Raw genomic sequence first — 13552 nt, forward strand, 5'->3', positions numbered from 1 at the left:
TCGATCCGGCCGCTGTCGAGGATCGCGTAGTACCGCTCGATCATGAGTGCATCGGTCATGAAATGAACTTAGTTCAACCCGACGCCGATTGTCGAGAGTCCTTGCCGCGATGGCTTGGACGAAACTAAACTGAACTCACGTCAATTTGAGGAGAGTTTCATGCCGTCCCCCCATTCCCATCCCTGGCCCGAGACCGAACCCCCGGCGATGACGCCCGTCGCCGAGCACGACGATATCCGGGCGGTGGTCCGCCAGTTGCTGGATCGACATTCGACGCTCGAGGCCGGCCGTCTCGCCGCCGAGTCGGAAATCGGCTATTCACCCGAGTTGTGGTCGCTTCTCGTCAAGGAGATGAACGTCGCCGCGCTGGCGGTGCCGGAGGAGCGCGGCGGTCTGGGTTACGGCGTGGTCGAACTCGGGATCGTTCTCGAAGAATGCGGGCGCGCGCTGGTCGGCGAACCCGTGCTCACGTCCGCGACGCTGGGGGTGCACGCCCTACTCGCCGCCGACAGGTGCCCGCAGGTCGACGAACTGCTGGGGCGGGTCGTCCAGGGCGAACTCGTCGCGACCGTGACAGCTCTGAGCGAGGAGACCGATTTCGTCGACGCCACCCGGACCGGAGGTCGCTGGTCGGTGTCCGGCCGCGCGACCAACGTCGTGCAGGGCGGCGCGGCCGATATCGTCGTGCTACTCGGGCGCGGTGACGAGGGGCCCGGCCTCTACGCGGTGGATCTGCGTACAGCCCCGGTGCGGCGCACGGAGCTTCCGGTCATCGATCCCAGTCGGCGGCAGGCGAATCTGCTCTTCGACGACGCGGACGCCGTGCGTCTCGTCGGACCCGGCGACGCAGTGCGGACGGCCGCATCACTGCACAGCCTGGGAGTGATCGGGCTGGCCTGCGAACATGTGGGAATCGTCGATCGTCTACTCGAAAGCACAACGGGCTACACGATGCAGCGTCACCAGTTCGGGCGAGCGATCGGCTCCTTCCAGGCCGTCAAGCATCGACTGGCCAACACTTTGGTCGAGTTGGAGAAGGCTCGATCGGCGGCGCGGTATGCGGCCGCCGTGTTCTCGGAAGACCCGGACTCCGCGGCGCTCCCGGCCGCGGTCGCGGGGGCGATCTGCACCGAGGCCGCGATCGGCACCGCTCTCGAGGCCGTGCATTTGCATGGCGGTGTCGGCTTCACCTGGGAACATGCCGCGCATTCCTACGTTCGCCGCGCGCTCGGCGACGAACCGCTTCTCGGTGATTCACGGGCGCACCGCAGTCGCGTCGCGGATCTCGTCGGGCTCTGAATCGGGGGCGTCTGCCCCGGCTGAATCGAAACCTCTTGCTCCGCCCTATTGACGGACCCTCGCCCACCCAGTAGAACTGAAGTGAATCCAGTTCAGTTTTAACCCTCGAAAGGACACCGACATGGTGGACACCGACCACATCGTGCTCGAGAAGGACGGCGACGTCGCCCGCGTATGGCTCAACCGCCCGCACAAGAAGAACGCGGTCACCGTCGAGCTGCTGCATCGCCTCGACGAGATCATCGTGGAGGTCGACAACGACCCCAACCTCAAGGTGCTCGTCCTGCGTGGACGTGACGGCACCTTCTGCTCGGGCTTCGACCTCGACGAACTGCGGGAGAAGTACGTCGGCTCCACCACCGCGATGGACGTCGCCGTACTGTCCGCCAAGGTGTGCGACCGCCTGTACTCGATGAACACGCCGTCCGTCGCGGTGCTCGAAGGCTTCGTCACCGCAGGCGGTTTCGAGCTCATGATCTCCTGCGACTTCGCCATCGCCGCCGACGACGCCCGGATCGGCGACTTCCACATCCGCCGCGCGTTGTTCGGTGGGGCAGGCCCGATCTACCGGCTCCCGCGGATGATCGGCATTCGGAAGACCAAGGAGCTCATGCTGACCGGCAAACTCCTCACCGGCAAGGAGGCGGAGGCCTTCGACCTGATCAACGCCTCGGCACCGCCCGAAGACCTCGACAAGCTTCTCGCCGAGTTCATCGCCCCGATCGTCGACAAGAGCCCGTTCATGATGAAGCTCACCAAGATGTGCATCGACCGCGGTCTCGACGCGGACATCCAGTCGCTGATGGTGATGGAGCACCTCGCCGTCGGCAACGCGCTGCAGTCCGAGGACGCCCGAGAAGGCGTGAACGCCTTCCTCGAAAAGCGTGAGCCGGTCTGGGTCGGTCGCTGATCCGACGCCGACGACGAATCCCGAGGAGAGAATGAGGATGGGCGAGACACATACCGCGCCTGCGCTCGGCGCGAGCCGGTGCTCCCACTGCTCGACTGTCGCGTTCCCGGCCACCGGCCTGTGCTCGCAGTGCTCACGACCGGCGATGTCGCCGTTCACCCTGAGCACACGCGGGACGGTCTGGGCGTACACGGTTCAGCGGTTCGCCCCGAAATCCCCGCCGTATGTCCCGCCGGCGAACGGTTTCGCGCCGTTCGCCGTCGGCTACGTCGAACTCCCCGAGGGAATCAAGATCGAAGCCGTGCTCGAATGCCACGACTTCGACGAGCTGGACGACGGGGCGCCGGTGACCTTGATCGCCACGGCGCCGGTGCCCCGGTTCGCCACCGATGCCTATCTGAAGGAGATCCGCTGATGTCCACCGTGTCGATCATCGGGGCCGGACTGTCGAAGTTCGGACGTCAGCCGGGCAAGAGCGGTCGACAGCTGGCGCTGGATGCGATTGCGTCCGCGTTGACGGACGCCGGCATCGGGTGGACCGATGTTCAGGTCGCATTCGGTGGCAGTGACGGTTCCGGGCTCGCCGACACCCTCGTCGCCGAACTCGGGCTCACGGGAATACCCTTCACCAACGTCAAGAACGGTTGCGCGACCGGCGGTAGCGCGCTGGTGTCGGCCGTCAACGCGATTCGTGCGGGTGCCGCCGACATCGCACTCGCGGTCGGATTCGACAAACATCCGCGCGGCGCCTTCGACCCGGCACCGGAGGATTGGGGTCTGCCCGTCGGCTACGGCGAGGCGGGCCTGATGGTCACCACCCAGTTCTTCGGCATCAAGATCGCGCGGTACATGCGCGAGCACGCAATCAGTGCACCGACTCTGGCCGCCGTGGCGGAGAAGGCGTACCGCAACGGCTCGCTGAACCCGAATGCCTGGCGGCGCGAACCGATGTCCGCTGAGGCAATCGCCGCAGCGGACATGGTCAACGACCCGCTGACGCGATACATGTTCTGCTCTCCCGGCGAGGGGGGTGCCGCCGTCGTCGTGGCGAGTGAGGCCGCCGCCCGGCGCCTCGGCGGAAGGCCGGTGTACTTGCGCGGAATCTCGGCGGGCACCCGCCGGTTCGGTTCCTTCGAGGTGTTCGGTCCGTCGATACAGGGCCGGGGAACCCCACCCAGCGTGAGCACGTCTACCGCCGCCGCCGCATTCGAGCAGGCCGGACTCGGTCCCTCGGATGTGGACGTCGCGCAACTCCAGGACACGGAGAGCGGTGCCGAGATCATGCACATGGCCGAGTGCGGATTCTGTGAGCACGGCGAACAGGAGAAACTGATCGCGGCAGGCGAGACGGAGATCGGCGGCCGGATCCCAATCAACACCGACGGCGGATGCATCGCCAACGGGGAACCGATCGGCGCCTCCGGCCTCCGGCAGATACACGAGATCGTCACGCAGTTACGCGGGGAGGCCGGTGCCCGACAGGTTCCCGGACACCCGCGCATCGGATTCACCCATGTCTACGGTGCGCCCGGAATCAGCGCCTGCACCGTCCTGTCCGTCTGAGGAAGAGCCATGAATCAAGCAACGATGCCCGACCTGGACCAGTTCGTGGATGAAGCGCGGGCATGGCTGAGAACCGTCGCCGAACCGCGCACCCAGATCAAATGGGGAGTGGGATCCGACTCGGTCGCCGTCTTCGAGAATTGGACAGCGGAGCAGGAGCGGGACGAGACCGACCATATCCGCGCGTACGAGCAGACGAAGTTCGACGCCGGCTGGGGCTCGATGAACTGGCCGGCCGAGTACGGTGGCCGCGGCCTGCCGATGTCCTACGTCCTCGCGTTCCGGCGGGAGGAGAACGCATTCGACGTGCCGCGCCGGACCGAAATGTTCTCGGTGACTCAGCAACTGGTAGCCCCGGCGATCGCCCAGTGGGGAACACCGGAACAGTGCGAGCGGTATGTGCGCGCGATGCTCCGGACCGATATCATTGCCTGTCAGCTCTTTTCGGAGACCGAAGCCGGATCCGACCTTGCCGCCGTCCGGACGAGGGCAGTCGAACGGAATGGCCGGTGGACGATCACCGGGCACAAGGTCTGGACGTCCGGCGCCCGCGTCGCCGACGTCGGGGTGGCGGTGTGCCGTACCGACCCCGAAGCGCCCAAACACACAGGCCTCACGGTGTTCCTGGTCCCGATGGATGCTCCCGGGGTCACCGTCCGCCCGATCCGCCAGATGACCGGGGGCAGTTCCTTCAACGAGGTCTATCTCGACGGTGTCGAACTGTCGGACGACCACCGGTTGGGGCCCGTGGGGGAGGGGTGGCCGGTCGCCTTGACGGTGCTGGCGGCCGAACGACTCGATGCCGGGAACCTGGGTCTGGCCAACGCCGATCACGCCGTCGAACTCGCCCGTCACCTCGACCGGCCGCTCACCGAGATCGAGCGTGACAAGGTCGCGGACCTCGTGACCCGCAGCTATGTCCAGCGCGTGACCGGAATGCGGGTGGCCGCGGCAGTGGTCGCCGACAAGGACCCCGGCCCCGAGGCTTCGGTGGGCAAGTTGCTTGCCACGGACACCATGGCGCGCACGTCGGAGGTGGTCCGGCTGTTGCTGGGACGCGATCTGATTGCCGACTCGGGCGAGTGGGGAACGTTCGCGTGGACGGAGCATGTGCTCGGCGCACCCGGGTACCGGATCGCGGGCGGCACCGACGAGATCCAGCGCAACATCCTCGCCGAGCGTGTTCTCGGTCTGCCGAGGGAGCCGCGCCGATGATCACGAACAGCACGCTCGGCGTCCGGGTGGCCCAGCGCCTGCGCGAGCAGAGCCCCGGCCTCGACATCGGCGCACTCGAGCCACTTCTCGGTGGGCATTCCGGGTTGACGTACAAAGTGCCGACCAGCGACGGCGACCTCGTGGTCAAGGCGGTTCCCGAGGGGCAACGCCCCATCGGGCGGCACGACATGGTGCGTCAGGCGCGGATCATGGAAACACTCGGTGCGACAGAGGTTCCCGTGCCTCGGATCGTCGCCGTCGACGAGAGCGGGCCGGCGTGGTTCGCGATGGAGTGTGTGGCCGGGGAATCACTCGAGCCGGTGCTCGATACGCCGCCGGTCGAACCGGCCGTCGCGGCCGCGCGGATGCGCCGTGCGGCCGCGGTACTGCCGCTGCTGCACGCGGTGCCGGTCGACACGATCCCGGCGGCCGGGGATCCGTTGTCACCCGCTGCGGAGCTGGCCCGGTGGAAACGCACCCTGGACGCCGTTCCCCCCGAGCTCGTCAGTGGGGGCGACGAGTTGCTGCGTCTGCTCGCCGCCGATCTCCCCGACGCGCTGCCACCGACGCTGGTGCACGGCGACTACCGGCTCGGCAACATCATCGCGCGTGACACCGAGCCGGCGGCGTTGATCGACTGGGAGATCTGGAGCCTGGGCGATCCGCGGGTCGAATTGGGCTGGTTCCTCGTCTTCGCCGACGGTGCGAACTTTCCCGGCGTGGGGCGCGCGGTGCCGGACCTGCCGTCCGCGGACGAACTGATCGACCTCTACACCGGGGACCACCCGGCACTGCCGGACATGAACTGGTTCAACGCGCTCGGCCGTCTGAAGATGGCGGCGATCATGGGCCACAACCTGCGCCGGCACCGTGAGGGCCGCCACCACGACCCCGACCAGGAACGGCTGCCCGACACCATCTCGCAGCTCATCCGCAGCGGAACCGCGCTACTTGCCTGATCAACCTCCGATCATCGCGTGACGCGATGACGGAACAGAGAGGACCTCACGTGGACTTCGAATACTCCGCGCGCACCGAGCGACTGCTCGAGCAGCTGCGGACCTTCATGGAAGAGCACGTCTATCCGGCCGAGGCCGTGTACGACGAGCAGATCCGTGCAAATGCCAACCCCCACGAGCAGCCGAAGGTCATGCTGGACCTGCAGGCGAAGGCACGAGAACTCGGATTGTGGAACCTCTTCATGACGCACGGCGAGTGGGGCGCCGGGCTCACCAACCTCGAGTACGCCCCGCTCGCCGAGCTGGTCGGCCGCTCGGTGATCGGCAACGAGGCCGTCAACTGTTCGGCACCCGACACCGGCAACATGGAGATCCTCGCCATGTTCGGCACCGAGCAGCAGCAGTCCCGCTGGCTGGAGCCGCTCCTCGACTGCTCGATCCGGTCGGCGTTCGCCATGACGGAACCGGATGTGGCGAGCTCCGACGCCACCAATATCACGTCGACCATCCGCCGCGAGGGCGACGAGTACGTCCTGAACGGCCGGAAATGGTACACCTCAGGGATTCTCGACCCCGACTGCAAGCTCGTCATCTTCATGGGCAAGTCCGATCCCGACGCTCCGACGTACCGGCAGCAGAGCATGATCCTGGTGCCCGCGGATTCTCCCGGTATCGAGGTCCTCCGCGATCTGCCTATGTTCGGGTACCGCGACCGGCTCGGTCACGGCGAGGTCCAGTTCACGGACGTCCGGGTACCTGCCGATCACATGCTCGGCGCCGAGGGCGACGGTTTCGCGATCGCGCAGGGCAGGCTGGGGCCGGGGCGCATGCACTACGCGATGCGCGCGATCGGCATGGCCGAGCGCGCCCTCGAGCTGATGTGCCGACGAGCTCTGCAGCGCAATGCCTTCGGTGCACCGCTCGCCGATCGCGGTGTGGTACGGGAGTGGATCGCGCGCAGCCGGATGGAGATCGACCAGATCCGGCTGCTGGTTCTCCAGTCGTCGTGGCTGATGGACACCCGTGGCAACGCCGCCGCCCGCTCGGAAGTCGCCGCGATCAAGGTTGCGGCCATGGAGGTCGCTCATCGAGTGGTCGACCACGCCGTCCAGACCTACGGCGCGGCAGGGGTGAGTGACGACACGATCCTGGCCCGGCTGTATGCGATCACCCGGGCACTGCAGATCGCCGACGGCCCCAACGAAGTCCATCTGCGCACCATTGCGCGCCTCGAACTGAAGAAGTACGCATGAACGCAACGCGAGAACTGACAGGCAAGGTCGCTCTCGTCACGGGGGCCACCCGTGGGCTCGGATACGCCATCGCGAGCGGGCTGGCGGCCGCGGGGGCCACCGTGATCGTGTCGAGCCGCAAGGAGGACGCGTGCATCTCCGCGGCCCTCGCGATCACGAGGGACACCGGTGGCATCGCCGAACCGCTCGCACTGCACGTCGGGAAGTGGGACGCGATCGAACTCGCCGTCGACCAGATTCTCACGCAGTTCGGAAGCCTCGACATCGTTGTCAACAACGCCGGCATCGCGCCGCTGTCGCCGAATCTCGAATCGGTCTCCGAGTCGCTCTTCGACAAGACGATCGAGGTCAACCTCAAGGGCCCGTTCCGGCTCATGGCGGTGGCCGGCGCCAGGATGAGCGCGGCCGGAGGCGGTTCGATCATCAACATCTCGAGCATCGGCGCACTGCGGCCCAGCCCGCCGGAGGCGATGTACGCGGCATCGAAGAACGGCCTCAACGCGCTGACGATGGCCTTCGCTCAGGAATACGCGCCCCGGGTACGGGTGAACTGCATCATGCCGGGCGGATTCGCGACCGACATGGCGGCGGACTGGGACGACGAGTTCGTCGGCAAGATCATCGACCGACTCCCGGCCGGGCGCCTGGGGAACCCGGACGAAATCGCCGGTCTCGTCGTGCATCTGGCGGGTGACCGTGCCGGTTACACCACGGGGGCCGTCATCCCGGTCGACGGCGGGCGCACCGCCGTCTACTGACGCGCGCGTGCCACGAACACGAGTAGGAGCCAACCACATGCAGGTACCCGAGCTGTTCCAGCTGAGCGGTCGCGTCGCCGTCGTCACAGGTGCGTCGTCCGGCCTGGGAATGGGATTCGCGCGGACACTGGCGTCGGCGGGGGCGACGGTCTTCGCGGCCGCCCGCCGTGTCGAGCGTCTCGCGGCGCTGGCAGGCGAGGTCGACGGGGTCGTCCCCGTCGAGTGCGACATCACCGTGGACTCGGACCGGCGCTCGCTCGTGGATCGGGCACTCGCGCGGGCCGGGCGGATCGACGTCCTCGTCAACAACGCGGGCAGACCCGGCAGACCGAACGCCGAGGACGAGAGCCCGGAGGAGTTCTCCTCGATTCTCGACGTCAATCTGGCCGCGGGATTTCATCTCGCCACGTGCGTCGCCTCGGCCACACCGGCGGGCGAGGCAGCATCGATCATCAATATCTCCTCCGTCGTCGGGCTCGTCTCGACGGCACCCATTGGCGGTGCGAGCTATGCGGCATCGAAAGCCGGCGTGCTCGGGCTGACCCGTGAGCTCGCCGGGCAGTGGGGTAGACGTGGCATTCGCGTGAACGCCATCGTGCCGGGCTGGTTCGACACGGAAATGACCGATGGATTATTCAGCAACCAGCGCTCGGCGGACTGGGTGCGCCGCAACACGATGCTCGCCCGCGGCGGACGCCCCGGCGAAGTGGACGGCGCCGTGCTCTTCCTGGCATCGGACGCGTCGTCCTACGTCACAGGCCAGACTCTGGTGGTCGATGGCGGCTGGACCGCCCGGTAGGCAAAGGTGACACCCATGGAAGTTCCGACGATGCGCGCAGTGCGCCTGACCAGCTGGGGTGACGGTGCGCGGGTTGTGCGCGTCCCGGTTCCCGAACCTCAGGGGAATCAGCTGCTCCTCCGGGTCACCGCCGCCGGGCTGTGCAGATCCGATCTGCACGTGATGGACGCACCCGCAGGAGTATTCGACTATCCCCTCCCGTTCACGCTCGGGCACGAGGTGGCGGGAACCGTCGTCGCTGCGGGCCCGGAGGCCGACAAGTCCTGGATCGGTGAGTCCGTCGTGGTCCATGGTGTCTGGTCGTGCGGGCAGTGCCGCAACTGCCGCCGAGGCCGCGAGAACTATTGCTTCGAATTGGGCCCACGCGAGGACGGTCGTCTCGCCGCGATCGGCAACGGCATCGGCTACGACGGTGGCCTGGCCGACACCATGATCGTTCCATCGGAGCGGTGCCTGGTACGCACCTACGGGCTCGCCCCCGAGAGTGCCGCCCCACTGGCCGATGCCGCCCTGACGGCGTATCACGCAATCCGTACCAACCGGGATCTCGTCGACGCCGACTCCGTGTCCGTGGTGGTCGGTGTCGGGGGACTGGGCCATATCGCGGTCCAGGTTCTTCGCGCGCTCGGCGCGGGAACGATCATCGCGGTCGATCCGCGTGAGAGTTCGCGCGACCTCGCGCGTCGACTGGGGGCGGACATTGCGGTGTCGGACATCGCGGAGGTTGCGGCCTCTCGGCCCGGTGTCGCCCGGCGTCACTGCGCTGATGTGGTCTTCGATTTCGTGGGAGCGCCGGACACGATGGAATCGGCGGCGCAGTTGCTCGCCCCCGGCGGCCGACTGGTCACCGTCGGCAGCGCCGGCGGCCGGCTCACGGTGGGCAAAGACGTGGGACTCGCGACGGGGTGGCAGGTGACTGCGCCGTTCTGGGGAACGCGCGCAGACCTCGAGGCCGTGGTCGACCTTGCGAACCGAGGCTTGCTGGCCGTCGAGGCGACCGCGTACCCGTTGGACAACGTTCTCGACGTGTATTCGAAGTTGCGGCGCGGCGAGATCACCGGGAGGGCCGTCGTGATCCCGTAACGGACGAAAAGCTGGATGCGGTGCGCGTTGTAGTCAATAATGAAACTAGTTCACTTCAATGAAAGGTCGGCGGAATGTGGGAGCTGGCACGCGAATTCGTTGCTCGCGCAGCGAATTCTCCGGATGACATCGCAGTCGTCGATGCGACGGGGGAGCACACGGTGGCGGAGGTTGTCGCGGCGGCAACCGGGCTCGCCGCCCAGCTGGACGCCGCGACGGGTGGCTCACCGACGGTGCTGGTGCAGGCTGACAACACGTGGCGCACACTCGCCGCGGCCATCGCCGTCGGACTGCGCGGCGGTCTGATCGCGGTGTTCAGTCGACACGCCACCCCGTCGGAGTTCGCTGTGGCCTTGGACGACATCGCACCCGACGTGGTGATCGCCGACCGGCAATCGCTCTCGCAGTGGGGTGTACCGGAGGACCGGTTCTGCGAGGAGGCGGTCGCGACGGCAGGCTGGGTGATGCGCTGGTCGCGATCACCGGTCAGCGACATCGAGCGGTGGAACGGCGGGATCGCGATCGCGATGACGTCCGGGTCGACCGGACATCCCAAGTGCGTGGTGCAGTCCGAATCTGCAATCCGGTACGCCTGCCGGTGCACGATCGAGGCGGTCGGTCTCGAACCCGGAGATCCTGTCGCGGCGTTCGTGCCACTGTCGTCGGTAGCCGCTTTCTGCTTCGGGCTCTATCTCCCCGCCGTGCTGGCCGCGCCGATGGTCTGCATGGACGGCTGGAAGCCTGCGACAGCCCTCCAGATCGTCCGGGAACACCGGGTCGCGTGGACGATGCTCGTCCCGACCATGGCGCTTCAGCTGGCCGTCGCGCCGGACGCTGCGGGAGCGCTGACGTCGCTGCGCGCAATGACCGTCGGCGGCGGTCCCATGGACGCCGGCGCGCTCGGGCGCGCCGAGCAGACTCTCGGCACCACGTTCCTGCGTGTGTTCGGTATGTCCGAGTGTCTCGGGCACACGACCCCGCTGCCCGCGGACGAACCGGACGTCCGCCTGGGGCGGGACGGTCGTCCCTTCCCCGGGACCGTCGTCCGGGCGGTCGACGCACACGGCGCTCCTCTGCCACCGGGCCGCGTGGGCGATGCCCAGGTCAAGGGTCCCTCCCTCTTCGTCGGTTATGCACGGTCTGGGGTTCCTGCGCCCCCCGAACTCACCGCGGACGGATTCCTGCCCACCGGCGACCTCGTCGAAGTCGCCGAAGACGGCACCATCCGGGTGATGGGGCGTCAGAAGCAGATAATCATTCGTGGGGGCCGCAACATCGATATCAACGAGGTCGAGGCCGCGATCGCGCGCATCCCGACCGTGTCCCAGGTGTGTGTGGTCCCGGTTCCGGACGAGCTACTCGGTGAACGTGCCGCGGCTTTGGTCGTGAGCACGGGTGCACCGGTTACCCTCGGTGAGGTGACTGCGCACCTCGGAGACGTCGAGTTCCCGAAGTTCAAGTGGCCGGAGTTCGTCTTCACGATCGACGATCTGCCGCAGAATCGGGTGGGGAAGCTGTCTCGGCCGGATGCGGTGGACCTTGCAACACGCCTGCTCGCGGGTGCCGACAGCCACTCATATTGACCCGACTTCACCTCAGTTCAGGTAGTCTCTGAGGTGCCGACCCGAAAAACAGATGGATGGGGGACCCGTGTCCGTAGAAGCTATGACGCTCCGCGATGGTCCGCGTTCGAAGCGTGGGCTCATTCTGACGGCCGCGATCGAACGCTTCGGGGAGGTCGGCTTCGAGCACACGAAGTGGGCGTCGATTGCCGACGAGGTCGGTATCGGCCAGACGGCGCTCTATCACTATTTCGAGTCGAAGGGTCACTGCCTGCTGACCATCATGCGTCTCGAACTGGCGGAGTCCCTCGAGCGATTCACGGCCGCGATCGAGGGCGTCGACGACCCGGTGGAGGCGTTGGGTGCCGCCGTCACCAGTGCGCTGGAAGCGACCCCCCGGGACGCCTTGCAGCGTCGCATCCTCCAGAGTCACATGGATCTGCTCGCCACTCCCCGCCAATCCGAGAAGGAAGAAGCCGAGCGCCAGACCTCACGTGCGCTGGTGAACTCGATCGAAGAGGCGTGGTCTCTCCTCATTGCGAAGGGGATCGGCGCCGGAGTCTTCGCCGACGCCGATCCACGTCTGATTGCCCGGCTGATTCTCGGACTCGTCGTCAGTGTGTGGCGGTGGTATCGCCCCGGCGGGGACATGACCCTGGACCAGCTCAACCAGCACGTTCGCGACGCCACCCTGCGCATCGTCCGCGCGTAACGCGGGCGTCTGCGGAGGGGTGGTTTTTCTTACTCTCGATATTTGAACTAAATTCAGGTCAGTTATGGAGTGATGATGTACAACTTGATCGTCTTGGCCGCGCGTCCGCACGACTGGAGTCATGAGCAGTTCATCGAGTGGTGGCGCGGTGAACATGCCGACGTGACCTACCCGCTGCCGGGCCTGCGGCGCTGGCAGCACACCGAGGTGCTCGACGCCATGGACGACCGGTCCCGGGAATGGGACGGCGTCTCGATTCTGAGCTTCGACTCCCGTGAGGACCTCGATGCCGCGCTCGCCAGCCCGGAATGGCAAGCCGCAGTGGACAACGTCGGCCAGATGCGTGGAAAACGCATCCTCGTCATGGGGGAGGAGAAAACGATGGTCGAAGTGGACAGCGGTCAATCATGAGGGCGCACTGGATGGAACCGGGCTGCTACGAGGTGGCGCCCGGTGTGCATCGAGTGCCCCTCCAGATGCCTGGAGACGGCCTCGGGGCAGTGAACATCTATGCCCTCGAGACCGAGGACGGGCTTGCCCTCATCGACGGTGGCTGGCGAGTCGGCACGACCTTCGACGAGATGGAGCGCGCCCTGCTTCGGATCGGGCGCAGCACCGAGCAGATTCACGACATCTATGTCACCCACGTGCACCGCGATCACTACACGTTCGCGATCGAACTCCGCCGCCGACACGGCTCCCGCGTCCACCTCGGGATCGCCGAGGCTGACGGATTGGCAGCCGTCAGTGCACTCGGCAGTAACGTGCCGACGGATTCGCTACACGAACTCCGCCGCGCCGGTGCCACTCTCCTGGCGGACACGGTCGAGGTTCTGACCGCTGCGGAGCCGTTCCACCCCTCGGACTGGGAACAGCCCGACCACTGGCTCACCGCAGGTCCGGTCCGGATCGGACGGCGCACACTCGATGTGGTGCACACGCCCGGTCACACGAAGGGGCACATGGTATTTCACGACGAAGAACAAGAGGTGCTCTTCAGTGGCGACCACGTCCTGCCCACGATCACACCGTCGATCGGCTTCGAACTCGGCGACTGGGATCTGCCGTTGGGGCGCTACCTCGAGTCGCTGACCCGTCTGCTCGAACGCCCCGACTCGCAACTGCTCCCGGCGCACGGAGATCCGACGCCGAGCGTGCACCTGCGCGTCGAAGAACTTCTCGCACATCATGACCGGCGTTTCATATCCATGCGCGACGCGCTGGTCTCGCTCGGGCCCGCGACCGCGATTGCCGTCGCAGACGCGGTCACGTGGACCCGTCGCGAGAGGCCGTTCTCCACTCTCGACCCGTTCAATCAAATGATCGCCACCTGTGAGACCCTCGCCCACCTCGACATGTTGGTCGATCGTGGCCGGCTAACGGTCCGAAGACGAGACGACCGCGACGTCTTCTCCGTCGTCTGAGTGCGGAAGGATTCC

14 protein-coding genes are annotated in these 13552 nt (G+C 66.8%); all 14 read left to right on the forward strand.

The window, feature by feature from the left end; genetic code table 11:
• Nucleotides 1–159 precede the first annotated feature (159 nt).
• Nucleotides 160–1299 carry an acyl-CoA dehydrogenase family protein gene (locus tag QM806_RS17095; protein ID WP_037203393.1) on the forward strand — a complete coding sequence of 380 codons (1140 nt, stop codon included), beginning with the start codon at nt 160–162 and terminating at the stop codon, nt 1297–1299.
• Nucleotides 1300–1420: 121 nt separating this feature from the next.
• Nucleotides 1421–2209 (forward strand): enoyl-CoA hydratase/isomerase family protein, encoded by a 789-nt coding sequence (locus tag QM806_RS17100; RefSeq protein WP_005254947.1) that lies wholly within the window; start codon nt 1421–1423, stop codon nt 2207–2209.
• Between the two features lie 37 nt (nt 2210–2246).
• Nucleotides 2247–2624 carry a Zn-ribbon domain-containing OB-fold protein gene (locus QM806_RS17105; RefSeq protein ID WP_005254946.1) on the forward strand — a complete coding sequence of 126 codons (378 nt, stop codon included), beginning with the start codon at nt 2247–2249 and terminating at the stop codon, nt 2622–2624.
• Entirely contained in the window at nt 2624–3772 is a 1149-nt protein-coding gene (locus QM806_RS17110) for a thiolase family protein (protein WP_005562149.1), read from the forward strand. The genes QM806_RS17105 and QM806_RS17110 overlap by 1 nt, the downstream gene beginning before the upstream one ends.
• A 9-nt stretch (nt 3773–3781) precedes the next feature.
• Nucleotides 3782–4987: an acyl-CoA dehydrogenase family protein gene (locus QM806_RS17115; protein ID WP_231137814.1), complete on the forward strand. Its 1206-nt coding sequence runs from the start codon at nt 3782–3784 to the stop codon at nt 4985–4987.
• Nucleotides 4984–5946, forward strand: a complete 963-nt coding sequence (locus tag QM806_RS17120; RefSeq protein ID WP_005562148.1) for a phosphotransferase family protein — start codon at nt 4984–4986, stop codon at nt 5944–5946. Before QM806_RS17115 ends, QM806_RS17120 begins: the two co-directional genes overlap by 4 nt.
• Nucleotides 5947–5996: 50 nt before the next feature.
• Nucleotides 5997–7199, forward strand: coding sequence for an acyl-CoA dehydrogenase family protein (locus tag QM806_RS17125; RefSeq protein WP_283292115.1), 1203 nt, complete (start codon nt 5997–5999; stop codon nt 7197–7199).
• On the forward strand, nt 7196–7957 hold the full coding sequence (locus tag QM806_RS17130) for an SDR family NAD(P)-dependent oxidoreductase (protein ID WP_005254940.1): 762 nt from the start codon (nt 7196–7198) through the stop codon (nt 7955–7957). The genes QM806_RS17125 and QM806_RS17130 overlap by 4 nt, the downstream gene beginning before the upstream one ends.
• 37 nt (nt 7958–7994) lie before the next feature.
• Nucleotides 7995–8756 (forward strand): SDR family NAD(P)-dependent oxidoreductase, encoded by a 762-nt coding sequence (locus tag QM806_RS17135; protein ID WP_005562147.1) that lies wholly within the window; start codon nt 7995–7997, stop codon nt 8754–8756.
• A 15-nt stretch (nt 8757–8771) separates the two neighbouring features.
• Nucleotides 8772–9839 (forward strand): NAD(P)-dependent alcohol dehydrogenase, encoded by a 1068-nt coding sequence (locus tag QM806_RS17140; RefSeq protein WP_283292118.1) that lies wholly within the window; start codon nt 8772–8774, stop codon nt 9837–9839.
• A 74-nt stretch (nt 9840–9913) separates the two neighbouring features.
• Nucleotides 9914–11422 (forward strand): class I adenylate-forming enzyme family protein, encoded by a 1509-nt coding sequence (locus QM806_RS17145; RefSeq protein ID WP_283292120.1) that lies wholly within the window; start codon nt 9914–9916, stop codon nt 11420–11422.
• Between the two features lie 82 nt (nt 11423–11504).
• Complete coding sequence (locus tag QM806_RS17150; protein ID WP_005254930.1) at nt 11505–12113, forward strand: TetR/AcrR family transcriptional regulator; 609 nt, start codon at nt 11505–11507, stop codon at nt 12111–12113.
• Nucleotides 12114–12188: 75 nt separating this feature from the next.
• On the forward strand, nt 12189–12524 hold the full coding sequence (locus QM806_RS17155; protein ID WP_169693447.1) for an EthD family reductase: 336 nt from the start codon (nt 12189–12191) through the stop codon (nt 12522–12524).
• Between the two features lie 11 nt (nt 12525–12535).
• On the forward strand, nt 12536–13537 hold the full coding sequence (locus tag QM806_RS17160; RefSeq protein WP_005254927.1) for an MBL fold metallo-hydrolase: 1002 nt from the start codon (nt 12536–12538) through the stop codon (nt 13535–13537).
• Nucleotides 13538–13552 lie beyond the last annotated feature (15 nt).

It is taken from the genome of Rhodococcus sp. IEGM 1351 (genome assembly GCF_030056875.1).
In the GTDB taxonomy this organism is placed as follows: Bacteria; Actinomycetota; Actinomycetes; order Mycobacteriales; family Mycobacteriaceae; genus Rhodococcus_F; species Rhodococcus_F opacus.